General features: G+C 58.0%; 21 protein-coding genes and 1 pseudogene. 9 read left to right on the forward strand and 13 right to left on the reverse strand.

Annotation, left to right across the window (positions count from 1 at the left end):
* Window positions 1-131: 131 nt before the first annotated feature.
* Together LVW35_RS22915 and LVW35_RS22920 are read right to left on the reverse strand one after the other, a co-directional pair.
* Window positions 132-464, reverse strand: coding sequence for a ribbon-helix-helix domain-containing protein (locus LVW35_RS22915; RefSeq protein ID WP_233892159.1), 333 nt, complete (start codon window positions 462-464; stop codon window positions 132-134).
* A 180-nt stretch (window positions 465-644) separates the two neighbouring features.
* The gene (locus tag LVW35_RS22920) at window positions 645-1118 is read right to left on the reverse strand and encodes a Dps family protein (protein WP_177111177.1); all 474 of its coding nucleotides are present in this window, start codon (window positions 1116-1118) and stop codon (window positions 645-647) included.
* 416 nt (window positions 1119-1534) lie between these two features.
* On the opposite strand from LVW35_RS22920, the gene LVW35_RS29015 reads away from it, so the two are divergent.
* Window positions 1535-2137 (forward strand): cold-shock protein, encoded by a 603-nt coding sequence (locus LVW35_RS29015; RefSeq protein ID WP_326489593.1) that lies wholly within the window; start codon window positions 1535-1537, stop codon window positions 2135-2137.
* A gap of 69 nt (window positions 2138-2206) precedes the next feature.
* Here the strand turns inward: LVW35_RS29015 and LVW35_RS22930 are convergent, their stop codons facing one another.
* Both LVW35_RS22930 and LVW35_RS22935 read right to left on the reverse strand, forming a co-directional pair.
* Window positions 2207-2413, reverse strand: coding sequence for a SlyX family protein (locus tag LVW35_RS22930; RefSeq protein ID WP_016975456.1), 207 nt, complete (start codon window positions 2411-2413; stop codon window positions 2207-2209).
* A gap of 3 nt (window positions 2414-2416) precedes the next feature.
* Complete coding sequence (locus tag LVW35_RS22935) at window positions 2417-2842, reverse strand: HIT domain-containing protein (protein WP_233892160.1); 426 nt, start codon at window positions 2840-2842, stop codon at window positions 2417-2419.
* A gap of 874 nt (window positions 2843-3716) precedes the next feature.
* Here LVW35_RS22935 and LVW35_RS22940 point away from each other — a divergent pair.
* Complete coding sequence (locus LVW35_RS22940) at window positions 3717-5015, forward strand: OprD family porin (protein ID WP_233892161.1); 1299 nt, start codon at window positions 3717-3719, stop codon at window positions 5013-5015.
* A gap of 185 nt (window positions 5016-5200) precedes the next feature.
* On the opposite strand, the gene LVW35_RS22945 is transcribed toward LVW35_RS22940, so the two are convergent.
* Window positions 5201-6043, reverse strand: coding sequence for a mechanosensitive ion channel family protein (locus LVW35_RS22945; protein ID WP_233892162.1), 843 nt, complete (start codon window positions 6041-6043; stop codon window positions 5201-5203).
* Between the two features lie 135 nt (window positions 6044-6178).
* Window positions 6179-6664 (reverse strand): YajQ family cyclic di-GMP-binding protein, encoded by a 486-nt coding sequence (locus LVW35_RS22950; protein WP_003175814.1) that lies wholly within the window; start codon window positions 6662-6664, stop codon window positions 6179-6181.
* 123 nt (window positions 6665-6787) lie between these two features.
* Here LVW35_RS22950 and LVW35_RS22955 point away from each other — a divergent pair, with 123 nt between their 5' ends.
* Genes LVW35_RS22955 through LVW35_RS22965 form a run of 3 tightly spaced genes read left to right on the forward strand, consistent with a single transcriptional unit; the run spans window position 6788 to window position 10369 of the window.
* The gene (locus tag LVW35_RS22955) at window positions 6788-7705 is read left to right on the forward strand and encodes a putative 2-dehydropantoate 2-reductase (protein ID WP_233892163.1); all 918 of its coding nucleotides are present in this window, start codon (window positions 6788-6790) and stop codon (window positions 7703-7705) included.
* Window positions 7706-7751: 46 nt separating this feature from the next.
* Window positions 7752-9788, forward strand: a complete 2037-nt coding sequence (locus LVW35_RS22960; RefSeq protein ID WP_233892164.1) for a sensor histidine kinase — start codon at window positions 7752-7754, stop codon at window positions 9786-9788.
* Window positions 9789-9790: 2 nt separating this feature from the next.
* Entirely contained in the window at window positions 9791-10369 is a 579-nt protein-coding gene (locus LVW35_RS22965) for a cob(I)yrinic acid a,c-diamide adenosyltransferase (protein WP_233892165.1), read from the forward strand.
* Window positions 10370-10414: 45 nt separating this feature from the next.
* On the opposite strand, the gene LVW35_RS22970 is transcribed toward LVW35_RS22965, so the two are convergent.
* The 3 genes from LVW35_RS22970 to secA all read right to left on the reverse strand — a co-directional run bounded on the left by LVW35_RS22970 (window position 10415) and on the right by secA (window position 15455).
* Entirely contained in the window at window positions 10415-11359 is a 945-nt protein-coding gene (locus tag LVW35_RS22970; protein ID WP_233892166.1) for a Nudix family hydrolase, read from the reverse strand.
* Between the two features lie 20 nt (window positions 11360-11379).
* The gene (argJ, locus tag LVW35_RS22975) at window positions 11380-12597 is read right to left on the reverse strand and encodes a bifunctional glutamate N-acetyltransferase/amino-acid acetyltransferase ArgJ (protein WP_233892167.1); all 1218 of its coding nucleotides are present in this window, start codon (window positions 12595-12597) and stop codon (window positions 11380-11382) included.
* 122 nt (window positions 12598-12719) lie between these two features.
* Entirely contained in the window at window positions 12720-15455 is a 2736-nt protein-coding gene (gene secA, locus LVW35_RS22980) for a preprotein translocase subunit SecA (RefSeq protein WP_233892168.1), read from the reverse strand.
* A 306-nt stretch (window positions 15456-15761) separates the two neighbouring features.
* On the opposite strand from secA, the gene LVW35_RS22985 reads away from it, so the two are divergent.
* Window positions 15762-16217, forward strand: a complete 456-nt coding sequence (locus LVW35_RS22985) for a DUF721 domain-containing protein (RefSeq protein ID WP_233892169.1) — start codon at window positions 15762-15764, stop codon at window positions 16215-16217.
* Between the two features lie 4 nt (window positions 16218-16221).
* On the opposite strand, the gene LVW35_RS22990 is transcribed toward LVW35_RS22985, so the two are convergent.
* Window positions 16222-17700, reverse strand: a complete 1479-nt coding sequence (locus LVW35_RS22990) for a helicase HerA-like domain-containing protein (protein WP_233892170.1) — start codon at window positions 17698-17700, stop codon at window positions 16222-16224.
* Between the two features lie 204 nt (window positions 17701-17904).
* On the opposite strand from LVW35_RS22990, the pseudogene LVW35_RS29250 reads away from it, so the two are divergent.
* Together LVW35_RS29250 and LVW35_RS29255 are read left to right on the forward strand one after the other, a co-directional pair.
* Window positions 17905-18936, forward strand: a pseudogene (locus LVW35_RS29250) (HAMP domain-containing protein); the annotation flags it as partial.
* A 93-nt stretch (window positions 18937-19029) separates the two neighbouring features.
* Window positions 19030-19794, forward strand: coding sequence for a methyl-accepting chemotaxis protein (locus LVW35_RS29255; protein WP_442799694.1), 765 nt, complete (start codon window positions 19030-19032; stop codon window positions 19792-19794).
* On the opposite strand, the gene LVW35_RS23000 is transcribed toward LVW35_RS29255, so the two are convergent.
* Both LVW35_RS23000 and purU read right to left on the reverse strand, forming a co-directional pair.
* Window positions 19795-19965 (reverse strand): hypothetical protein, encoded by a 171-nt coding sequence (locus LVW35_RS23000; RefSeq protein WP_233892172.1) that lies wholly within the window; start codon window positions 19963-19965, stop codon window positions 19795-19797.
* Between the two features lie 85 nt (window positions 19966-20050).
* A complete protein-coding gene (gene purU / locus LVW35_RS23005) occupies window positions 20051-20899 on the reverse strand; it encodes a formyltetrahydrofolate deformylase (protein WP_010208067.1) in 849 nt (282 codons plus the stop codon).
* Between the two features lie 350 nt (window positions 20900-21249).
* Between purU and mvaT the strand changes: the two genes are divergently transcribed.
* On the forward strand, window positions 21250-21624 hold the full coding sequence (gene mvaT / locus LVW35_RS23010; RefSeq protein ID WP_016970296.1) for a histone-like nucleoid-structuring protein MvaT: 375 nt from the start codon (window positions 21250-21252) through the stop codon (window positions 21622-21624).
* 89 nt (window positions 21625-21713) lie between these two features.
* Here the strand turns inward: mvaT and sbcB are convergent, their stop codons facing one another.
* Window positions 21714-23141, reverse strand: coding sequence for an exodeoxyribonuclease I (gene sbcB / locus LVW35_RS23015; protein ID WP_233892173.1), 1428 nt, complete (start codon window positions 23139-23141; stop codon window positions 21714-21716).
* Window positions 23142-23171: the final 30 nt, after the last annotated feature.

The raw sequence follows: 23171 nt of genomic DNA on the forward strand, positions 1-23171 counted from the left end.
CCTGCTCCGGGAAAACCCCGGCACGCGCAGCAAAGCGCGGGATTATATCTGGTAAATCGAGGCAGCGCAGCCGGCTTTCTGCCCCGGGGCCACCCCCACTTTGCAGAAGGGCCGCCCCCGAAGCGCGGTGACTACGAAGCTTCAACACGCTCTTTCAAGGCGTGAACCACACACACCACCCTGACCAACCCACTGAAGTTCTTCACCCCACCATGGCGCAAGTGCACTTCCCGATCCACATAGGACAGCAACGCACTGACCGAACAGGCGTTGATCCTGGCGATTTCAGTGAGGATATTCCAATAGATCTGCTCCAGCCGCAGGCACGTGGAAAACCCGTTGAGCCTTACCGACCGGGACAATGGCTTGGCCAGTCCCATGTCGAACCCTTTTGTAAAGGGGTCGACCTTTATTTTATGAAAACCACCGGCTTCCATGATTCCATTACCCACTCCGCGTGACATACACCTGACACTCCATTGCCAAACAGCCGCCCATGGGTTGTCCCATTGGGCAATGAGCCTATAAAACAGCAGGCTGAGTGCGGCAGCCAGAAGACGCGGAGTTGATCGGCGTAGGACAACGCCAGGAAATGCGCGGAAACAAGCGAGCGGCGCCGGGAAGGCGCCGCCAAGGACAGTTGTTTACTGATTTTCGAGCAGGGAACGCAGCATCCACGCGGTTTTCTCGTGAACCTGCATGCGCTGGGTCAACAGGTCGGCCGTCGGCTCATCGCTGACCTTGTCGAGCAGCGGGAAGATGCCGCGCGCGGTGCGAGTGACCGCTTCCTGGCCTTCTACCAGTTGCTTGATCATGTCTTCAGCATTCGGCACGCCTTCTTCTTCCTTGATGGAAGAAAGACGGGCGTAGATGGAGTAGGCACCCGGCGCGGGGAAACCCAGGGCACGGATACGCTCGGCAATGGAGTCCACCGCCAATGCCAGCTCGTTGTACTGCTCTTCGAACATCAGGTGCAACGTGCGGAACATGGGGCCCGTGACGTTCCAATGGAAGTTGTGGGTCTTCAGGTACAGTACATAGGTATCGGAAAGCAGTCGCGAAAGTCCGTCGACGATGGATTTACGATCTTCTTCACTGATACCGATATCGATTGCCATGTTTATCCCCTTCAATTGACAAGTATTCATTGATCAGATGCAGGACCACTCTAGCAAGTGTGTCGGTGATACGCAGCCCGGCGTGGCAATTCGCCCCGGCCCTGGCCTGCGAAAACAGCGAAATTCAAGCCTTCTGCCCACGTAGGAAATGTTCCGACAGGCCGGATGAAAAGCCCGCACGTGTCTAGGACAAGCGTTTGACGCAGAAATGCCGTCGCCCTTGCGACACCCTGAAATGCTTGATTTGAGTAGGCACAGCCTTTGCTGTTAAATAGGCGGCGTGTCGTCACCGTTACTTTCTGCGGCAGCGACATAGGCTGATACCCCGCGCACGTGCCCAACGCCTCCCATTGTTCAGAAGCGAACCGTGCCAGTCAGCTCTTCCTTGTGATCCGTCTTAACGTGAGTTAATCAAAATGTTGAAAATCGTCCACCTGCTAACGGGCGTTGCAGCTTTGCTGCTGTCCTTTATACCGAGCTTGCAACAGGGAAGCCCTCCCTACCTGGAACAACACGACGCTCTGTACCTGGCCTTGTTCGGCCTTCTTAACCTGACGCTGGCACCGGTGACCCCTTACTGGAACAAAGGCACGCGTCATCAACTGCAAAACCTGGTCAGTGCGCTGTTGGTACTGACCGTTGTCGTACAAACCCTCACCCTCCTGGCACCCATGCCTGAAGTCGGCGGCCATCCGGCCATCCTGCTCAGCCTGGTGATTGCTGTGGTCGCCATTGTTCTTCACCTGGCCATCAGCTTCTACCGTTCGTCCCCTGCGGCCTCGTCGCAAACCTACGACATGACCAATCGGGATACCGGTACCGTCAAGTGGTTCAACACGTCCAAAGGCTTCGGCTTTATTTCCCGCGATTCGGGCGACGATATCTTCGTCCACTTCCGGGCTATTCGCGGCGAAGGCCATCGTGTCCTGGTGGAAGGCCAGCGCGTGGAGTTCTCCGTCATGAATCGCGACAAAGGCCTGCAGGCCGAAGACGTGATCGCTGCACTGCCGCGTCGCTGATACCCGCCTTCGCAGCAAAAAAAACCGCGATCCGGCTCAGCTGGATCGCGGTTTTTTTATGCATGCCTATTAATAGTGAGGCGGCGGCGCTTCCTCTTCGGAAGTTTCGAACTGACCGCCCATTTCTTCCTGGCGCTTGAGCAGCGCGGTCATCTGCATCTGCAGGCGCTCGACAGCCCGCTGTTGGGTGACAAGGATGTCATTGAGGGTCTCGATGGTGTCGTCCTGGAAGGCCAGGCGGCTTTCCAGATCGTTGACGCGGTCTTGCAGATCCATGATTCAGCCCTGGGTAAAAACGAAGTCGGCGGGCAACAGCTCGCGCAGACGGGTGCGGATGGCTGCCACTTGCTCATTGGTGTAAGGCTGCGCAGGATGTTTACCCCATACCGGCGCTGGCCAGGCGGCGTCATCACGTTTGCGCACGATCACATGCATGTGCAACTGGCTGACGACATTGCCCAGGGCACCGATATTCATCTTGTCAGCGGACAAGCCTTCATTCAGCAACTGGGCCAGGGCGGTGGTTTCTTGCCACAAGCGCTGCTGGTTCGCGACATCCAGTTGAAACACTTCGCTGATACCGTTGATACGCGGCACCAGGATGAACCAGGGGTAGTTCGAGTCATTGGACAGCAGCAGGCGGCACAGGGGGAAATCCCCCATCACCAGCGTGTCGTGTTGAAGGCGTTGATCTAAAGCGAACACCGCAGGCACTCCGTTCGGCAGGTCAGGTTCAAGACCACCAGCATACCTGCGAATCACGGTTGCTTCACGCCAGCCCATGCGCGCTCGACCCAGGTGTGGTGAAAAAAAGCGCACCATTTCGAGACAAACCAATAATTCGACTACGCTCTATGACCAGTCCAGCCGTGAACTGACCAACGCAGAACAAACGATTCCAAGGAGACCCGCGATACAGAGGCCTCACAAAACAAGGCATTGAGCCATCACCGCATTCACGAGGCACTTGGGGCCCTGCACCAAAATGACTCATTTATGCCTCAAAGGGATCCGCCAATTACCCACTCAGAGGGGTGAACCGGTAACGTTTTACCCAAGTCCAGGATTTTATGCACCACACACCACAGGAATGAAGCGTGGGGCAAGCCCAAACCAATCGGCGTAAAAACCCCGTGCTTATGCGGTTTTCACAAAGCCGCAACGTTTTTCACGAAAAAATGACATTCGATTTACGGTTTGGGCACGCTTGCTGCATTCATCCCTCTATCGTCGGCAACGGCACCGGAAGGGAAGCAGGTGTTTCGCGATAAGAACAGCAGCGGTTCAATGCGCTCCACGGAAGATTTCAAACTTGGAAAGTAACGATTTTTTGCGTTCTTTTAACGGTTTGGAAACAGTATTGAAGTTGTCAGCCTCGTTACAGTGAGGCTGTGAATTTGCGACATGGATATAGCAATCTACGACAAGCTCGTAAAGAAGCTGAAAGGAAAGTTGGGCACGTATCGCCAATATTGTCAGCGTGATATAACTTTGCGCCGACACAAAAAGAAAGAGCCGCCCAGACAAAAATATAGGTGGGACGGCAGTACTCTTCCTAAAACCAAAGGAGCAAATCACGATGCGCGTGATGAAGTGGAGCATGATCGCCCTGGCTGTTTCAGCAGGCACTACGCAGTTCGCAATGGCGTCCGCCCAAAGCGATTCCAAAGGCTTTGTTGAAGACAGCACTTTCAGCATTAATACTCGCGCTCTGTACTTCAGCCGCGACTTCCGCAACAACCCGTCGGGCCCAGACTCCCAGAGCCGCGCCGAAGAATCCGGCCTGGGCTTCAATGCCCTTTACCAATCGGGCTTCACCCAAGGCACCATCGGTGTCGGTGTTGACGTGATTGGCTTGTTGGGCGTCAAGCTCGACAGCGGCAAAGGCCGTGCCGGCACTGGTCTGTTCCCAACCGGTTCCGACGGTCGCTCGCAGGACGAGTACTCCAAGGGCGGCGGCGCGGTTAAATTCCGTATCTCCGATACTGTCCTGAAAATCGGTGACCAGTACACCACAGCCCCTGTATTCGCGTCTGACGACAGCCGCTTGCTGCCAGAGCTGCCACAAGGTATCTCGATCACCAGCAACGAAATCAAGGGCCTGAAGCTGGAAGGTGGTCACTTCACTTCCAGCATCGCGCAGAACCAGACCTACCATGACAGCCTGGGCCTGACCAAAACCGACTTTGCCGGCGCAGTCTACTCCTTCACCCCAGAGTTCACCGGTAGCCTGTACTACGCTAAAACCGAAGACTACTTCCGCAAGTGGTACAGCAACCTGAACTGGACCCACGCGCTGAGCGACGACCAGTCGTTCGCCTTGGACTTCAACATCTACGACACGAAAAGCGACGGCGAAGGCCTGCAACGTGCTTCCAAGGACAGCGCCCTGCCGTTCGAGGAACGCACCAAGCTCGACAACCGCGCGTTCAGCTTGCAGGGTGCGTACACCATCGGTGCACACACCTTCACCCTGGCAGCCCAGAAAGTCACCGGCGACGGCGACTACGGCTACGGCGTAGACGGCGGCGGCACTGTGTTCCTGGCCAACTCCATCGCCCGTTCCGACTTCAACGCCGAAGGCGAGAAGTCCTACCAGGCGCGTTACGACATCAACATGGCTACCTTCGGCATTCCTGGCCTGAGCTTCATGACTCGTTACGTAACCGGTAGCGGCGCCAACACCGCCACCACCTCGAACGGCAAAGAGTGGGAACGCGACATCGAAGCCAAATACGTGATCCAGAGCGGCCCGGCCAAAGACCTGAGCCTGCGTGTACGTCAAGCGACCTATCGTTCGTCTGATGGCGTGTACTACGGTTCTTCGTCCATCGACGAACTGCGTCTGATCGCCCAATACCCGCTGAACATCTTGTAATTGACGCTTTAATTACAACAATGACTTAAGGCCTCGGCCTTAAACAAAAAAGCCGCTCCCTTGGTTAACAAGGGAGCGGCTTTTTTATGGCTGTAAGGTTTCAGCACTGGTATAACTAGCAAGCTAACTAACGAGATTAGCACTTGCACCTTGAACCTGACCTAACGGCCAACTTCAAGAACCAGTTACTTGGCAGCTGTTTCCTGCATCACACGAATAACCCGCTGCGGAAACGGAATATCAATCCCCGCCGCTTTCAAGCGGTCACGTGCAAGTTCGTTCAACATGAACATCACGTCCCAATAATCCGCCGTCTTGGTCCAGCAACGCAGGGATACAGTGATCGAACTATCACCCAAGGTCGACACCACCGCCACAGCGGCCGGATCTGCCAGTACGCGCGGGTCTTTGGCCAGTTCCAGCAACACCTCACGGGCTTTCTGCAGGTCGGCTTCATAGTCGACACCCACATCAAACACCACCTTGCGGGTCGGCTGACGGTTGGTGTTGGTGATGAGGCCGTTGGACAGGCTGCCGTTGGGGATGATCACGGTCTTGTTGTCACCGGTGCGCAACACGGTGTGGAAGATCTGGATGCTGTCAACCGTGCCGGAAGTGCCCTGAGCTTCAATCCAGTCACCAATGCGGAACGGGCGGAACAACAGAATCAGCACGCCGCCGGCGAAGTTCGCCAGACTGCCTTGAAGTGCCAGGCCGATGGCCAGGGTAGCGGCACCAATCGCGGCCACGAACGAGGTGGTTGCCACGCCAATCATCGAGGCCACGTTGACCACCAGCATGACCTTGAGCGCAATATTCGCCAGGCTGGTGATGAAGTGTTGCAGGGCCAGGTCAGCATTGCGCATTGCCAGCAAACGCCCTACTCGGTGGGTCAACACGTTGATCAGCCACCAACCGATGGCCAGGGTGACCACCGCCAGTAAAAACCGGCTGCCGTATTCCATGATCATCGGTAACCAAGACTCCGAGGTCTTGATCAGGTGATCCACTTCAGCGTTCAAATCCATCTACATTCTCCTGTTTACCGGATGTTCGGCGTATTGAGTGGCCATAAATGCAATTGAGCCCCGTAGGGCTCAATAGTAGGCGCAGGTTCTGGGGCGTGGGACGTCAAAAACGCACACTGGTTCCCCAAAGTGCCATCAGTCGCGGAAGTTATTGAACTGCAGCGGCATGTCGAAGGTCTTGGCGCGCAGGGCCGCGATGGCCTCTTGCAGGTCGTCACGCTTCTTGCCGGTGACACGAACCTGCTCGCCCTGGATAGCGGCCTGGACTTTCAGCTTGGCATCCTTGATGTGAGCAACGATCTTCTTCGCCAGCTCCTTGTCGATACCTTCCTTGAGGACGGCTTCTTGCTTCATCAGCTTGCCGGAAGCGTAGGCGTCTTTGATTTCAAGGCATTGTGCGTCGATCTTGCGCTTGACCAGCGACAGCTTGAGGATCTCGATCATCGCTTCCAGCTGGAAATCGGCTTCAGCGGTCAGGTTGACGGTCAGCTCTTTTTCCTTGAATTCGAAGCTGCCCTTGCCTTTCAAGTCATAGCGACGGTCCAGTTCCTTGACGGCGTTCTCGACGGCGTTGGTGACTTCGTGTTTGTCCAGTTCGGATACCACGTCGAACGAAGGCATGTCATTTCTCCAATATAAGGGGCGGGCTCAGTAGAGATGGAGCGCGCCCAAGCTAAAATGCCGAGGCATTATAGCGGTTCTTTCGCCGCATTCACTGTGAGCGACCCTAAGGAGCACAAACAGATGTCGACCATCTGGCATATTCTTGGCGCCGGCAGCCTCGGCACACTCTGGGCCACTCGCCTGGCGCGTGCCGACGTGCCCGTGCGGTTGATCCTGCGCGATGAAGCGCGCCTGGCCAGTTATCAGACAGCCAAAGGGCTGACTCTGGTGGAGCAGGGTGTAGAACACACTTACCCGGTGATCGGCGAAACGCCCAACAGCCCCGAGTCGATTCATCGCCTACTTGTAGCGTGCAAAGCCTACGACGCCCAAGGCGCCGTCGCACAGTTGCAACACCGGCTGACACCGGATGCCGAACTGATCCTGTTGCAAAACGGCCTCGGCAGCCAAGACGCGGTCGCGGCGCAGTTGCCCCAGGCCCGCTGCATTTTTGCCTCCAGCACCGAAGGCGCCTTTCGCGACGGCGACTGGCGCGTGGTGTTCGCCGGCCACGGTTACACCTGGTTGGGGGACGCGAGCCACCCCACTCCCCCGCTTTGGCTGGATGACTTGCACGCCGCCGGCATCCCCCACGACTGGAGTACCGATATCCTCACGCGACTGTGGCGCAAGCTGGCGCTCAACTGCGCCATCAACCCACTGACCGTGCTTTATCAGTGTCGCAATGGAGAACTGCAAGCCCACCACTGCGAAGTCGCCACCCTGTGCGCCGAACTCGGCGAACTGCTGGAATGCTGCGGCCAGCCCGCTGCCGCGCTGGACCTGCAACACGAAGTGGAACGGGTGATCCAGGCCACCGCCGCCAATTACTCTTCCATGTACCAGGACGTCGCCGCCGGCCGCCGCACCGAAATCAGCTATCTATTGGGCTATGCTTGCCAGGCGGCCGCCCGTCACCAACTGAACCTGCCGCACCTGCAACAGTTGCAGGTGCGCTTGGTCGAGCAGTTGCTTGCGCGCGGATTGCCCCGCAACTGAGTCACGCGCTACCCTGCCCGCCTGTCTATCACCTGGGAAAACCCTGATGCCGCTGCGCCAGCGTCTTGAAAACCTACCGGTCGGGCAGAAACTTCTGGCCGCCCTGCTGGTGCTGTTGACCACTGTATTACTGGTGGCCAACCTGACCTTTATCAGCGCCGCCTACTGGATCTCCCAGGAAAGCATGGCACCCCAGGCCCTGCAGGCCATCGGCCGCCTGGTGTCCAACCCCGCGCTCGCCGCCGAAGCCCTCGAATCGCCCGCCAAGGCCGATGCGCTGCTCAACGAACTGACCAGCTATTCGCCATTGCGCGCCGCCGCCCTGTACGACGGCGAAGGCAACCGCCTGGCGCAGATGCAACACGGCGAACGCCTGCACTTGCCCGACAACTACCGGCATATCGAAGCCTGGCGCGTGACCGAGTTTCGCAGCAACCAGATCATCACCCTGCCCCGTGCCGGCCAGCCGTCTGGGCATTTATTGCTGGTGGCCAGCAGTGAGTTACCGGTGGCGTTCTATACCGGCACGCTGACGGCCAGCCTGGGCATCCTGATTTTCAGCGTGCTGTTGTGGCTTATCATCGCCCGTCAGATCAAACGCCTGATCACACGGCCGATCCACGAGCTGGAAGAGCTGTCGCGCCAGGTCACCCGCGAAGAAAACTACGCCCTGCGCGCCGGCCGTGGCAACCACGATGAAATCGGCAGCCTGGCCGAAGCCTTCAACACCATGTTGTCGCGCATCGAAGCCCGTGAGCAACAGCTCAAACGCGCGCGGGACGACTCCCAGGCTGCCTATGACCAGGCACAAGGCTTGGCCGAAGAGACCCGCCACACCAATCGCAAGTTGGAACTGGAAGTGCAGGTTCGCAGCAAGATCGAGAAAAAACTCACTGGTTTCCAGAATTATCTGAACAGCATCATCGACTCGATGCCCTCCGCACTGATCGCCTTGGATGAGCAGCTTTACGTCACCCAATGGAACCAAGAGGCCAGCGCCCTCTCCGGTACGCGCCTGGACGAGGCCCTGAACCAGCCGATCTATCTGGCGTTCCAGCCGCTCAAACCGTACCTGCCGCAGATCAGGGCAGCGGTCGAGCAACACACCGTGGAGCGCATTGAGCGAGTCACCTGGTTCAAGGACGAAGAACCCAAGCATTACGCCCTGACCTTCTACCCTCTGATGGGCGGCGCCGGGCGCGGCGTGGTGATACGGATCGATGACATCACCCAGCGCCTGTCACTGGAAGAAATGATGGTGCAGTCGGAGAAAATGCTCTCCGTGGGCGGACTGGCAGCCGGCATGGCCCACGAGATCAACAACCCGCTGGGGGCGATCCTGCATAACGTGCAGAACATCCGACGCCGTCTGTCCCCCGACTTGCCCAAGAACCTGGAGCACGCCGAGCAGGCCGGCATTGAGCTGGAAACGGTCAACCACTACCTGCAAAGTCGCGAAGTGCCGCAACTGCTCGATGGCATCCAGCAGGCCGGGGCGCGGGCGGCGAAGATCGTCACCCATATGCTCAGTTTCAGCCGTCGCAGCAACCGACAAATGGCGCCCTGCGACCTGCCGGCGCTGATCGACCAGGCGGTGGAAATCGCCGGTAATGACTTTGACCTGACCATCGGCTTTGACTTCAAGGGCCAGGCGATCATCCGCCAGTTCGACCCTCAACTCGGCCCGGTACCCGGTACTGCAAACGAACTCGAACAAGTCCTGCTCAACCTGCTGAAAAACGCCGCCCAGGCCATCCATCTGCGAGAAGACGACAGCGAGCCGGGGCGCATCATCCTGCGTACCCGCCTCAACCCGCCGTGGGCGGAAATTCAGGTGGAAGACAATGGCATCGGCATGAGCGAGAACGTGCGCAAACGCACGTTCGAGCCATTCTTCACCACCAAGGAAATCGGCCAGGGCACCGGGCTTGGGCTGTCGGTGTCATATTTCATCATCACCAACAACCACAAAGGCCAGATGGAGGTGCATTCCACTCTCGGCCAAGGCACCTGCTTCACCCTGCGCCTGCCCTTGGCCGGCAGCCAACTGCCCCCTTACGAACTGAATCAACTGGAGCACTGACCATGGGCTTTCGCCTGTCTAAGATCTACACCCGCACCGGCGACAAGGGCGAAACCGGCCTGGGCGACGGCCGCCGCGTGCCCAAGGACCACCCACGGGTGGAAGCGATTGGTGAGGTGGATACGCTGAACAGTCAGCTCGGTTTGCTGCTGGCCAATCTGGAAGAGCAGAGTGGCAAACATCCAGGGTTGAAGGATGTGATTGAAGTACTTACCCCTTGCCAGCACCGTTTGTTCGATCTGGGGGGTGAGCTGGCGATGCCGGTGTACAAGGCGTTGAATGCTGCGGAAGTGGATCGGCTGGAAGCGGCAATTGATCGCTGGAATGAGGAAGTCGGGCCGCTGGAGAACTTCATCCTGCCGGGTGGTTCGGCGTTGATCGCGCAGGCCCATGTATGCCGCAGCCTGGCGCGCAGTGCGGAGCGCAGGTGTCAGCACTTGAATGCGGTGGAGCCGTTGGAAGGCGTTGGGTTGGCGTATATCAATCGGCTATCGGATTTGCTGTTTGTGGCGGCTCGGGTGATTGCCAGGCGTCAGGGTGTTGCTGAGGTGTTGTGGCAGGCAGCGGCCAAGCCACATTAATCAGGAGACGTCTGAGCTCACGCGAAGAGGCCCTTCAGAACAACATCAAACTTCCGGCCAGAACGCCCTAATCCCAGCGACACCCTGAGCCCCAGCCTCCCAAGCTTTTTCCCGCTCAGCAGGCCCAACCCCACCCAGCAAAAAAACAGGCTTGCTGAACCCACTGATCAACTCAGCCGCCTGCTCCCAACCCAATGGCTGTGCGTCAGGATGGGTCTGCGTGGGCTGCACCGGCGACAGCGTAACGAAATCCACGTCCATCATTTCCGCCAGCGCCAACTCCTCGGCATTGTGGCAAGAGGCCGCCAACCAACGGTCTTTAGGCAATGGCCGGCCTTTGTTCGCGTATTTGCGCAATTGCGCCGAGGTCATGTGCCAGCCCGCCGAAGGAAAATCCCCCAACCATTCGAACGGTCCCTTGAGCATCAACTGGGCCTTACCCGCACACAACCCCACTGCATCCACCGCGAGGTCGCGGTATTTGGGGTCGTAACCGTTGGGCGCCCGCAACTGAACCAACTTGATGCCGCCAGCAATGGCTTTCTGAATACCGCGCAACAATACCGGAGTTTCCAGCTCGCCCGGAGTGATCAGATATTGCGCTGGCAAACGCGCAGCCGCAACGATCGGTGCATTGGCCGCTGGAAACTCATAGTTGAGCAGGTCCCGAGGGGCCACCCATTCCAGAGGCTGCCCTTCAACACCATGAGGTTCGCCGGTGAAGGCCGAGACCTCCCAGACATCCAGCAACACCTGTTTGTCCGGGTAGTCATGCTGCACTTTGATCAGCGGACGCGCCGTGGTGACATGGATACCCAGCTCTTCCTGCAATTCGCGGGACAATGCGCTGGCGACCGATTCATCGGCCTCTACCTTACCGCCGGGAAACTCCCACAAGCCGCCCTGATGCTGAGTGTCGGCGCGGCGCGCCAGCAGGATCCTGCCGTCGACACCGCGGATCACCGCTGCTGCTACATGCACTCGTTTCACCGTGCTCTTCCTCTTGGCTGTCAGGTACGGTATTCCGCGTTGATCTTCACGTACTCGTGGGACAGGTCGGTGGTCCAGATGGTTTCGCTGCACTCACCACGACCCAGCTCTATGCGGATAGTGATTTCTTCCTGCTGCATCACTGCCGAGCCCTGGGCTTCGGTGTAGGACTCGGCACGCGCGCCACGGCTGGCGATGCATACGTCGCCCAGGAACACATCAATCTTGCTCACGTCCAGATCCGGCACGCCAGCACGGCCGACTGCCGCCAGGATACGGCCCCAGTTCGGGTCCGAGGCGAACAGCGCCGTCTTGATCAGCGGCGAATGCGCTACGGTGTATCCCACGTCCAGGCATTCCTGGTGATTGCCGCCGCCATTCACTTCAACGGTCACGAACTTGGTGGCGCCCTCTCCGTCACGCACGATGGCCTGGGCCACGTCCATGCACACTTCGAACACGGCTTGCTTCAGCGCCGCGAACAAGGGACCGCTGGCTTCGGTGATTTCCGGCAGGCTGGCCTGGCCGGTGGCGATCAGCATGCAGCAGTCGTTGGTCGAAGTATCGCCATCGATGGTGATGCGGTTGAACGACTTGTTGGCACCGTCCAGGATCAGGCTGTGCAGCACGTCGCGGGAGACTTTGGCGTCGGTGGCGATGTAGCCGAGCATGGTGGCCATATTCGGACGGATCATGCCTGCCCCCTTGCTGATGCCGGTCACGGTAACGGTCACGCCGTCGTGCACGAACTGGCGGCTGGCGCCTTTGGGCAGAGTATCGGTGGTCATGATGCCGGTCGCGGCGGCAGCCCAGTTATCCACAGACAAATCGTCCAGCGCGGCTTGCAATGCACCTTCGATTTTCTCGACGGGCAACGGCTCACCGATCACGCCAGTGGAGTACGGCAGCACTTGGCTGGCGTCCACGCCGGTCAACTGAGCCAGCTTGGCGCACGTGCGCGCAGCCGCCACCAGGCCAGGCTCGCCGGTGCCGGCGTTGGCATTGCCAGTGTTGGTCAGCAGGTAACGGATCGTGCCGGCCACGCGTTGCTTGGCCAGGATCACCGGCGCGGCGCAGAACGCGTTGAGGGTGAACACACCGGCGACGGTCGAGCCTTCGGCGCAACGCATCACCACCACATCCTTACGCCCTGGGCGCTTGATGCCGGCCGAAGCGATACCGAGTTCAAAACCGGCAACCGGGTGCAATGTGGGCAAAGGACCAAGACCAACAGCCATGAATGCGCTCCTTAAAAATAGGTGATGTCTGTGCCGTCGTAAGCGACGGTGAAATTAAGGCAAAACGCCGCGACGGCAGAGGCCGGTCGCGGCGCGGGGTGTTGCAGCGTCAGGCAGAAAGCTTATTCGATCTGGCCGTGGCAGTGTTTGAACTTCTTGCCCGAGCCGCACCAGCACAGCTCGTTACGGCCCAGCTTCTGGTCGTTGCGAACCGGGGTTTGAGCCAGGACCACATCAATCTCTTCGCCCAGAACTTCAGGGGCTTCCAGGCCCGGCGCTTCGTCATGCTGGAACTGCATGCGCGCAGCCAGTGCCTCGGCTTCCTGACGCAGGCGGGCTTCTTCCTCGATCGGGTCTTCGCGACGCACCTGAACGTGGGACAGCACACGGATCGAATCGCGCTTGATCGAATCCAGCAGTTCGGAGAACAGCGTAAACGACTCGCGCTTGTACTCTTGCTTCGGGTTTTTCTGGGCGTAGCCACGCAGGTGGATGCCGTGACGCAGGTGATCCATGGTCGACAGATGGTCTTTCCACAGGTCATCCAGCACGCGCAGTACGATCTGCTTCTCGAAGGTGCGCAGTGCTTCGGCACTCGCCTGCTCTTCCTTCTCGTTGTACGCGGCCAGCAGCTCGGTCATCAGCTTCTCGCGCAGCGTCTCTTCGTACAGGTGGTCGTCTTCGTCCAGCCACTGTTGAACCGGCAAGTCGACGCCGAAGTCGCTCTTCAATGCAGCTTCCAAGCCGGCAACATCCCACTGCTCTGGAAGAGACTGTGGCGGAATATGCGCGCTGACGGTGGCGTTGAGCACGTCCTGACGGAAGTCGGCGATGGTCTCGCCGATATTGTCAGCGGCCAGCAACGTGTTACGCATGTGATAAATCACTTTACGCTGTTCGTTGTTGACGTCATCGAACTCGAGCAGCTGTTTACGAATGTCGAAGTTGCGACCTTCGACCTTACGCTGTGCCTTCTCGATAGCGTTGGTCACCATGCGATGTTCAATCGCTTCACCGGACTGCATGCCCAGGGCCTTCATGAAGTTCTTCACGCGGTCCGAAGCGAAGATGCGCATCAGGCTGTCTTCCAGGGACAGGTAGAAGCGGCTGGAACCGGCGTCACCCTGACGACCGGCACGACCACGCAGCTGGTTGTCGATACGACGCGATTCGTGACGCTCGGAGGCGATTACCTGCAGACCACCGGATTCCAGCACGGCCTGGTGGCGTTTCTGCCAGTCAGCCTTGATCTGGGCGATCTGCTCAGGGCTCGGATTTTCCAGCGCCGCGACTTCCACTTCCCAGTTGCCGCCCAACAGGATGTCGGTACCACGGCCGGCCATGTTGGTGGCGATGGTCAGTGCGCCCGGGCGACCGGCCTGGGCGATGATCTCGGCTTCTTTTTCGTGGAACTTGGCGTTGAGGACCTTGTGCTCGATGCCTTCCTTGTTGAGCAGGTTGGACACGTGCTCGGAAGTCTCGATGGTGGCAGTACCCACCAGGATCGGTCGCCCCTGGGCCAGGCCGTCCTTGATGTCATTGATAATTGCCGCGTATTTCTCTTCGGCCGTCAGAAACACCAGGTCGTTGAAGTCTTTACGCGCCAACGGCTTGTTCGGCGGAATGACCATCACGGCCAGGTTGTAGATCTGGTGGAACTCGAACGCTTCGGTGTCGGCCGTACCGGTCATGCCGGACAGTTTGTTGTACAGACGGAAGTAGTTCTGGAAGGTAGTGGACGCCAACGTCTGGCTTTCAGCCTGGATGTTGAGGTGTTCCTTGGCTTCGATGGCCTGGTGCAGACCTTCGGACAGACGGCGACCCGGCATGGTACGGCCGGTGTGTTCATCAACCAATACGACCTGGCCGTCCTGCACGATGTATTCAACGTTGCGATGGAACAGCTTGTGGGCGCGCAGGCCGGCATACACATGAGTCAACAGGCCCAGGTTATGTGCCGAGTACAGGCTTTCACCCTCGGCCAGCTCGCCGATCTGGGTCAGCATCTCTTCGACGAACTGGTGACCAGCTTCGTTGAGCTCGACCTGACGGGTCTTCTCGTCGATGGTGAAGTGACCTTCTTTGGTCACTACGCCTTCCACTTCCTCGATGTGCTGTTCCAGGCGCGGAATCAACTTGTTGATTTCGGTGTACAGGCGCGAACTGTCTTCGGCCTGGCCGGAGATGATCAGTGGGGTACGGGCTTCGTCGATGAGGATGGAGTCGACTTCGTCGATCACGGCAAAGTTGAGTTCGCGCTGGAATTTTTCTTCCATGCTGAACGCCATGTTGTCGCGCAGGTAGTCGAAACCGAATTCGTTGTTGGTACCGTAGGTAATGTCGGCGGCGTAGGCGGCACGCTTCTCTTCCGGCGGCTGGAACGGCGTTACCACACCGACGGTCAGGCCGAGGAACTCATACAGCGGGCGCATCCAGTTGGCGTCCCGGCGAGCCAGGTAGTCGTTCACCGTCACAACATGCACGCCCTTGCCGGACAACGCATTGAGGTAAACACCCAGGGTTGCCACCAGGGTCTTGCCTTCACCGGTACGCATTTCGGCAATCATGCCTTCATGCAAGGTCATGCCGCCGATCAACTGGACGTCGAAGTGGCGCATGCCCATTACACGTTTACCGGCTTCACGGGCGACCGCAAAGGCTTCGGGAAGCAGCTTGTCGAGGGTTTCACCTTTGGCTATGCGGGCCTTGAACTCTTGGGTCTTGGCGCGCAATTGCTCGTCCGACAGGGCAACCATCTGCTCTTCGAGGGCATTGACCAGCTGCACCGTCTTGAGCATGCGTTTGACTTCGCGCTCATTCTTGCTTCCAAAAAGTTTCTTTAACAAAGGCGCAAACATATCGGCAGGTTCTTCCACACATAGGGATGGAGGGCGCACCGTGAGTGGCCCGAGCAGCCCTCACGGCCGCATGCGAACGCGCATTCTACCCGGATTCGTGGGTGAGGAAAGTGGCGTTGTTCCCCGATGCTGGCATGGTGCTGTGAGAGGGCTTGTTTAAAATAAGGGCTTTTGCCGGAACTTCAACCCATGGAATGCAGAAGTTACCTATTGATTTCACGTACAAAGCCCGGTGGAGGCATGGCCTGGGGGCGTACAGACGCTTTCTGCTAAGATGGCGGCTCTGTTACTTAAGGTGTCTCAATAATGGCGTTTCGCCCCCTGACAGCCCGCGCGCCCGCCGTGTTGCTTCGCGATGCCAAGCCGCTGAAAGCCATCTTTGGCCATGCGCAACGCCTGGGCCATTTGCAACGCCTGCTCGAAAGCCAATTGCAACCGGCCGCGCGCGAACACTGCCGCGTGGCGTCCTGGCGCGAAGGTAACCTGCTACTGATTGTCACAGATGGTCACTGGGCGACGCGTTTGCGCTATCAGCAAAAACGCCTGCAACGTCAATTGATGGTCTTTGATGAATTCGCCGGTTTGACGCGCATTCAGTTCAAGGTCCAACCGCCGACCACACTGCCTGGCGTGGTGGAGCATATTCATGATCTGTCGACCAATGCGGCCGAAACCATTCAGGCAACGGCCGACGGAATCAGCAACCCAGGCTTACGCGCAGCGCTTGAGCGGCTGGCCGCCCACGCCAAGCCAAAGACCTGATTAACTATTTGCGCTTGCTGCCGCCCAATAACGACCCCAACAAGCCACGCACAAGTTGCCGCCCCATCTGATTGGCGGCTTGCTGCATCGCGGATTTCAGCGCTTTGCCCGCTGTTGTGCCGAGAAAAGCACCCGCCTTGTCAGTAAAGCTCGGTTCGTCGGCAGTCGGTTTGGCGTCCTCGGTCGGCCCAAGGTCCTTGCGGGACATCAGCACTTCATAGGCGGATTCCCGATCGATGGGCTTGTCATAGCGGCCCTGCAACGGCGAGCCGGCCACCCATGCAGCACGTTCGGCTTCGCTGAGCGGCCCAATCCGTGATTGCGGCGGCGCGACCAAGACGCGTTGGACGACCTCCGGCGTGCCCTTTTCCTGCAAGGTGCCCACCAAGGCTTCACCCGTACCCAGCTCGGTCAATACCGACAAGGCATCGAAAGCCGGGTTTGGCCGGAAACCGTCCGCGACGGCACGCAACGATTTCTGTTCTTTGGTCGTGAACGCCCGCAAGCCATGCTGGATGCGCAGGCCGAGCTGGGCGAGCACGCTGTCCGGCAGGTCGCCAGGCGATTGGGTAACAAAATACACGCCAACGCCTTTCGAACGAATCAGCCGCACCACCTGCTCCAGACGTTCCTGCAAGGCCTTGGGCGTGTCGGTGAACAGCAAATGCGCTTCATCAAAAAACAATGCGAGCAGTGGCTTGTCGGCATCACCGCGCTCAGGCAGTTGCTCGAACAACTCCGCCAACAACCACAGCAGGAAGGTCGCGTACACCTTGGGTGCCTCATGCACCAGGCGGCTGGCGTCCAGCAGGTGAATGCGTCCGCGCCCGTCGCTGGAAGGTTGCAAGATATCCTCCAACTGCAGCGCCGGCTCACCAAACAAGGCTTCCGCGCCCTGCTGCTCCAACACTGCCAGGCGGCGCAACAGTGCCTGACTGGAACCAGTAGTCATCAACGCCGCGTCTTCACCCAGCAGTTCCGGGTGGTAGCGCAGATGGTTAAGCAGTGCCTTGAGGTCTTTGAGGTCCAACAGCAACAGGCCTTCGCGGTCCGCCACTTTAAAGGCGGCATAAAGGGCCGACTGCTGGCTGTCGGTGAGTTCCAGCAGACTACCAAGCAACAATGGGCCCATTTCGCTGATGGTGGTGCGCAATGGATGGCCGGACTGCCCGTGGATATCCCACAGCGTGACCGGATAAGCCTTGGCTGTGTAATTGAGGAAAGGCATATCGGCGATCCGCTCGGCCACCTTGCCCTGAGGGGTCGCTGCGGCACCCAGCCCGCACAGGTCCCCCTTGATGTCCGCGGCAAACACCGCCACGCCGGCATCACTGAAGGCTTCCGCCAGGCGTTGCAACGTGACGGTCTTGCCCGTACCCGTGGCGCCGGCGATCAACCCGTGACGGTTGGCCAGGCGCATGGGCTGGGCGATGGGCTGGCCATCGAGACCGGCGCCGATAAGAAGTTGCGTGGAGTCAGGCATTTCGTCACCTATGGTTAATCTTTAGTGCCGCCAAGTCGATACAGGCCAGTGTGAGACCCACAAAGTCTAAAAATAGGTCAGATAGTTCCTACAGGGACCACTGGAGCTATCACAAGAAGTATCACACCTTTTTTGACGCTACCATTTTGCGCATCCCATAAGGACGCGCTTCGGATAATAAGACCTTAGCGGACCCTACAAGCCATGAATAAAAATCTGCGCTTCAGCCACAAAATCCTGCTTGCGGCCTCCCTTATCGTCATTGCCGCATTCGCGCTGTTTACCCTCTATAACGACTACCTACAGCGCAACGCGATTCGCGACGACCTCAACAACTACCTGCATGAAATGGGCGATGTCACCGCCAGCAACATTCAGACCTGGCTTACTGGGCGCATTGCCCTGGTGGAGAACGCCGCGCAAAACATCGCCATCAACCCCGAGCCGTCCGCGGTGGCCAGCCTGTTGGAACAGAAAATCCTGACGTCTTCATTCATGGCGACCTACGTCGGCGACAGCAAAGGCGCCTTCACCATTCGCCCCGACACCAAAATGCCGGACGGCTTCGACCCGCGTGTACGACCCTGGTACAAAGGTGCGCAGAACAGCAACAGCTCAACCCTGACCGAACCCTATATCGATGCCGCTACCGGCAAACTGATCATTTCCGTTGCCACCCCCAGCACTCAAGGTACCCAAAGCATCGGCGTGGTCGGCGGCGACCTGAGCCTGCAAACCCTGGTGGATAACATCGGCGCCCTGAACTTCGGCGGCATGGGGTATGCGTTCCTGGTCAGCGCTGACGGCAAAGTGTTGGTACACCCGGACAAAAACCTGGTGATGAAAACCCTGGCCGATGTGTACCCCAAAAATACGCCCAAGATCAGCGCAGACTTCAGCGAAGTCGAGGCCAACGACAAAGACAATATCGTGACCTTTACCTCAATCAAGGGCCTGCCCTCGGTGAACTGGTATCTCGGTATTTCAGTGGATAAAGACAAATCCTTCGCCATGCTCAGCGAATTTCGCACCTCAGCGATCATCGCCACGATCATTGCCGTGGTGATCATCATCGCCCTGCTCGGTATGTTGATCCGCGTGCTGCTGCAACCGCTGCATGTGATGACCCGCGCCATGCAGGACATCGCCGATGGCGAGGGTGATCTGACCCGCCGGCTGACCATCCAGAATCACGATGAATTCGGCACGTTGGGTAACGCATTCAATCGGTTCGTGGAGCGCATTCATACGTCGATCCGCGAAGTGTCCTCGGCTACCGAACAAGTCAATGAGGTGGCACTGCGGGTTGTCAGCGCATCTAACTCGTCGATGGTCAATTCCGATGAGCAAGCCAACCGCACCAACAGCGTTGCTGCCGCCATCAATGAGTTGGGGGCGGCCGCCCAGGAAATCGCGCGCAATGCAGCGCAAGCCTCCCATCAAGCCAGCGACGCTCGGCACTTGGCCGAAGACGGCCAGCACGTGGTGGAACGCAATATCAAGGCAATGAACCAGTTGTCGTCGATGATCAGCGCCTCCAGCAGCAATATCGAAGCGCTCAATAGCAAGACAGTGAATATCGGCCAGATTCTTGAGGTGATCACCAGTATTTCCCAGCAAACCAACCTCCTGGCACTGAACGCCGCGATTGAAGCAGCCCGTGCAGGTGAAGCAGGACGAGGGTTTGCGGTGGTTGCGGATGAAGTACGCAACCTGGCGCATCGCACTCAGGAATCGGCGCAACAAGTGCAAAAGATGATCGAGGAACTGCAAGTCGGCGCCCGGGATTCGGTCAGCACCATGAGTGAAAGCCAGCGTCACAGCCTCGACAGTGTCGACATCGCCAACCTGGCCGGCGAACGCCTGAACAGCGTGACCCAGCGCATCGGCGAGATCGACGGCATGAACCAGTCCGTCGCCACCGCCACCGAAGAACAGACCTCGGTGGTGGAGTCGATCAATATGGACATTACCGAGATCAACACTCTCAATCAGGAAGGTGTGGAAAACCTTCAATCCACGCTGCGCGCGTGCGCCGACCTTGAACAACAAGCGGCACGCTTGAAGCAATTGGTCGGCAGTTTCCGGATCTGATCAAGCGTCCCTGGGCTCAGACTTGGCCTGCTCCTGCTTCCACAGTTCGGCGGCACCGGGAAATTCGGTGCCGTCCTCACTGCTCAGGTCATCCGGGTCATATCGGCTCAAACACCCTTCCCCCAGGGTCGCCGGGGCGTTTGACGTTGCTTTTTCCCGCGGATCACTCATTGCTCAATCCTCAATGGCATGCAAAAAAAAGGGCCTGAGACGATTTAACGCCCAGGCCCTTCATTCTTCAATCACAACCGCTCGATCAGAACACTACCGTCTTGTTGCCGTGCACCAGCACGCGATCTTCCAAGTGATAACGCAGACCACGCGCCAGGACCATCTTCTCGACGTCACGACCGAACCGCACCATGTCTTCAATGCTGTCGCTGTGGCTGACACGCACCACGTCCTGCTCGATGATCGGGCCGGCGTCCAGCTCTTCGGTGACATAGTGGCACGTAGCGCCGATCAGCTTCACGCCACGCAGGGAAGCCTGGTGGTAAGGCTTTGCACCGACAAACGATGGCAGGAAGCTGTGGTGAATGTTGATCACCTTGCCCGCGTATTCGCGGCACAGCTCCGGTGGCAGGATTTGCATGTAGCGCGCCAATACGACCACGTCGGCTTCATGCTGCTTGACCAGGCGTGAGACTTCGGCGAAAGCCGGCTCCTTGTCCTGTGGGTTGACCGGCACGTGGTAATACGGGATACCGTGCCACTCGACCATGCTGCGCAAGTCGTCATGGTTGGAAATCACGCAAGCAATCTCGCAATCCAGCTCATCGCTGTGCCAGCGGTGCAGCAAGTCAGCCAAGCAGTGGGACTCACGGCTTGCCATCAACACCACGCGTTTTTTCTGCTCGGTGTCAGTGATATGCCAGGTCATCGAAAACTCTTCGGCGATCGGCGCGAACGCGTCACGGAAGGCATCAAGACCAAAAGGCAGCGAATCGGCACGAATCTCGTGACGCATGAAGAACCAACCGCTGAGATTGTCCGAGTGATGGCTCGCCTCAGTGATCCAACCGTTGTGGGAGGCCAGAAAGTTACTGACTTTGGCAACGATGCCAACCCGGTCCGGGCAAGCAATCACCAGCCGAAAAGTGCGCATTAGGGGGAAACTCCAGAACTTCGCAAAGGCCGCCATTCTAGCGATTGTGCAGAAAAACTGCAGTATTCGTTAACGCTGATTCTGATCACCGGCCCGTGCCTTGCCCCTTAATAGCCTATGGTTTTACCACCTTCATAAGGCACTACTACGTCACCCTGTGGCTATTCCCGGGCTTTCGAGGAAATTATCTTTAGGTCTACGCCCTCGTAATTAACTCGAACGCATAGCATTGCTACAAACATTTAAAGTAATTCACACAAATACGACCTTAAATGTTTACTTGGGGAAACCGCCTGACTATTATTGGGCCACTATCCCTGTCAATCAGCGCTCTACATAAGGTAGTCCACATGTCTCTGATCAACGAATACCGTGCCACCGAAGAAGCTATCAAAGAGCTGCAAGCCCGTTTGAAGAATCTGTCCCAAGACGACAAACTGCAAACCGAGCTGGAATTCGAAGGCAAATTGCGCGCCCTGATGGGTGAATACTCCAAATCCCTGCGTGACATCATCGCGCTACTGGATCCAGAGTCTAAAGTTAAAGCACCGCGCGGCGCTGTGAAAACTACTGGCACCAAGCGTGCTCGCAAGGTCAAACAATACAAAAACCCGCACAACGGCGAAGTGATTGAAACCAAAGGTGGCAACCACAAAACTCTGAAAGAGTGGAAAGCCAAGTGGGGCGGTGACGTGGTTGAAGGCTGGGCTACCCTGCTGGGCTAAGCTTCGCCAGGCTTCCGCCTGATACGTGACACATTAAAAACGCCAGCCTGCTGGCGTTTTTAATTGCCTGTCTGTTGCGTGACAACCGATTACAGATTGACTCTGGCGGCGAGAGCATCTGCATATTCCTGCCACTGCTCCAGTACCCCATGCTGAAACGGCGTCGCACTAACTGAAAACTCCTGCCTGGCCTGCTTAAATGCCTCAAGGGTATTCGGCGCACCCCACTCCCGGTTCGACAACCGTTGCTGACAAAAAAGTATCCAGCGTTGTTGCTCTTCGCTGTTCAAGGTATGCGGGAAGTTACGCGCACGGTACCGAAACAATAGTTCAGGCAAACGGTGATCATCAAATGGCCACTGCTGGCTTGATAATTGCGCAGGCTCGGCCGCCCTGACTTGTTCACATAAACGTCGATCACGGTCTCCAATAAAACCGTCGTAAAGCTGCTGTTCCGGGTCGGTACTCGCTGTGAAGTCTTCTTCGGCGTAAATGGCCGCCAACTTATCGCGCCAAAGTTCCTGTGCGTCAGTTAGCCGCAGCGCCCGCTCCTGATAAATGTTCATGTCCAAGTGCAGACGTTCACGATCTTGCGCCCGTAGCACATTCAAAGGCGCAACCACCGGGCAGCGATTTATGTGCACCAATTTGAGCGGCACTGGCAGTTCGCCCTCGGCAAGATCGTCACGGCGGGTGTAGAGGCGCTGGCGCAAGGTAACGGCATCAAGGTCCAGCAATCCTTGAGGATCAAGCCCCAGGTCGCAGACGATCAGGGCATTACGGTTACGCGGGTGCCACGCCAGAGGCAGCACGACCCCCAGGTAATGACGCTCGGCAGAAAAGCGCCCGGAGATATGCACCATCGGTTGCAGCAAGCGCACCTGATCCATCACCCGTTGTTTACTGCGCAATTGAAACAGCCATTCATACAGCCTGGGTTGTTTCTCACGCACCAATCGAGCCAAGGCAATCGTGGCGCGCACGTCGGACAACGCGTCGTGAGCCTGCCCATGGTCAATGCCGTTGGCTTCGGTCAGGCGCTCCAGCTTGAGCGTGACACGCCCATCCTGTTGCGGCCATTCAATGCCTTCCGGACGCAGGGCGTAGGCAGTGCGAACCACGTCGATGAGATCCCAGCGGCTATTACCGCCCTGCCACTCCCGCGCGTAAGGGTCGAAAAAATTGCGATACAGGCTGTAGCGCGTCATTTCATCGTCAAAACGCAAGGTGTTGTAGCCTGCACCGCAAGTACCCGGGGCGGCCAGTTCAGCATGCACCCGGGTCATGAAATCGGCCTCGGCCAGACCTTTTTCCGCGAGGATTGCGGGGGTGATACCGGTAATCGCGCAGGCGACGGGGTGAGGCAGGATATCCTCGCTGGGCTGGCAATAAAGATTGACTGGCGCGCCGATCTCATTGAGGTCGAAGTCCGTGCGAATGCCAGCTACCTGGAGTGGGCGATCGCTGCGCGGATTGATGCCGGTGGTTTCATAGTCGTACCAGAAAATGGAGGTCACGGGCTATTCCTGTACTGAAGATGGACAAAG

The organism is Pseudomonas sp. HN11, assembly GCF_021390155.1.
Classification (GTDB): Bacteria; Pseudomonadota; Gammaproteobacteria; order Pseudomonadales; family Pseudomonadaceae; genus Aquipseudomonas.

Coding starts and splice junctions, on each gene's coding strand:
- mvaT (WP_016970296.1), top strand. CDS start 21,250: ATGTCTCTGATCAACGAATACCGTGCCACCGAAGAAGCTATCAAAGAG.
- secA (WP_233892168.1), bottom strand. CDS start 15,455: ATGTTTGCGCCTTTGTTAAAGAAACTTTTTGGAAGCAAGAATGAGCGC.
- purU (WP_010208067.1), bottom strand. CDS start 20,899: ATGCGCACTTTTCGGCTGGTGATTGCTTGCCCGGACCGGGTTGGCATC.
- LVW35_RS22955 (WP_233892163.1), top strand. CDS start 6,788: ATGTCGACCATCTGGCATATTCTTGGCGCCGGCAGCCTCGGCACACTC.
- LVW35_RS22960 (WP_233892164.1), top strand. CDS start 7,752: ATGCCGCTGCGCCAGCGTCTTGAAAACCTACCGGTCGGGCAGAAACTT.
- LVW35_RS29255 (WP_442799694.1), top strand. CDS start 19,030: ATGGTCAATTCCGATGAGCAAGCCAACCGCACCAACAGCGTTGCTGCC.
- argJ (WP_233892167.1), bottom strand. CDS start 12,597: ATGGCTGTTGGTCTTGGTCCTTTGCCCACATTGCACCCGGTTGCCGGT.
- LVW35_RS29015 (WP_326489593.1), top strand. CDS start 1,535: ATGTTGAAAATCGTCCACCTGCTAACGGGCGTTGCAGCTTTGCTGCTG.
- LVW35_RS22930 (WP_016975456.1), bottom strand. CDS start 2,413: ATGGATCTGCAAGACCGCGTCAACGATCTGGAAAGCCGCCTGGCCTTC.
- LVW35_RS22915 (WP_233892159.1), bottom strand. CDS start 464: ATGTCACGCGGAGTGGGTAATGGAATCATGGAAGCCGGTGGTTTTCAT.
- LVW35_RS22920 (WP_177111177.1), bottom strand. CDS start 1,118: ATGGCAATCGATATCGGTATCAGTGAAGAAGATCGTAAATCCATCGTC.
- LVW35_RS22940 (WP_233892161.1), top strand. CDS start 3,717: ATGCGCGTGATGAAGTGGAGCATGATCGCCCTGGCTGTTTCAGCAGGC.
- LVW35_RS22965 (WP_233892165.1), top strand. CDS start 9,791: ATGGGCTTTCGCCTGTCTAAGATCTACACCCGCACCGGCGACAAGGGC.
- LVW35_RS22945 (WP_233892162.1), bottom strand. CDS start 6,043: ATGGATTTGAACGCTGAAGTGGATCACCTGATCAAGACCTCGGAGTCT.
- LVW35_RS23000 (WP_233892172.1), bottom strand. CDS start 19,965: ATGAGTGATCCGCGGGAAAAAGCAACGTCAAACGCCCCGGCGACCCTG.
- LVW35_RS22950 (WP_003175814.1), bottom strand. CDS start 6,664: ATGCCTTCGTTCGACGTGGTATCCGAACTGGACAAACACGAAGTCACC.
- LVW35_RS22985 (WP_233892169.1), top strand. CDS start 15,762: ATGGCGTTTCGCCCCCTGACAGCCCGCGCGCCCGCCGTGTTGCTTCGC.
- LVW35_RS22990 (WP_233892170.1), bottom strand. CDS start 17,700: ATGCCTGACTCCACGCAACTTCTTATCGGCGCCGGTCTCGATGGCCAG.